The sequence below is a fragment of the Pseudomonas sp. EA_65y_Pfl1_P113 genome (assembly GCF_963970525.1).
GTDB classification, from domain to species: Bacteria; Pseudomonadota; Gammaproteobacteria; order Pseudomonadales; family Pseudomonadaceae; genus Aquipseudomonas; species Aquipseudomonas tritici.
In genome coordinates, this window is record NZ_CAXAQM010000560.1 from 1 (window position 1) to 455 (window position 455).

1 pseudogene is annotated in these 455 nt (G+C 68.1%); it reads left to right on the forward strand.

The annotated features are described in order from the left end of the window. A pseudogene (locus AACY52_RS31075) lies at positions 1 to 242 on the forward strand (SPFH domain-containing protein); the annotation flags it as partial. Positions 243 to 455 lie beyond the last annotated feature (213 nt).

Here is a 455-nt window from a genome sequence, read left to right on the forward strand (position 1 = left end):
CGCCGGAAATCGCGGGCGCGATGTTGCGGCGGCAACAGGCGCAAGCGGTGGTCGCGGCGCGCAAGACGCTGGTGGAGGGCGCGGTCGGCATGGTCGAGATGGCGCTGGATCTGCTCTCCGCCAAGGGGGTGGTCGAACTGGACGACGAACGCCGCGCGGCGATGGTCTCCAATCTGATGGTCGTGTTGTGCGGCGAGCGCGATACCCAGCCGGTCGTCAACGCCGGTTCGCTTTACCAATAGGACGCGCACCTTGGCGGCTCCCCCCAAAAAGGCGTTTCCTTTGCGTCTCGACCCCGCTTTGTACGCGGCGGTCGAGCGGATGGCGGCGGCCGATTTGCGGAGCGTCAATGCCGAGTTCGAATGCCTCCTGCGCGAGGCGCTGGCCAAGCGCGGCGTGAAACTCGCTGCCCCCAATCCGCCCCGGCGCGGGCGCCCACCCAAGGGAGAAGACCA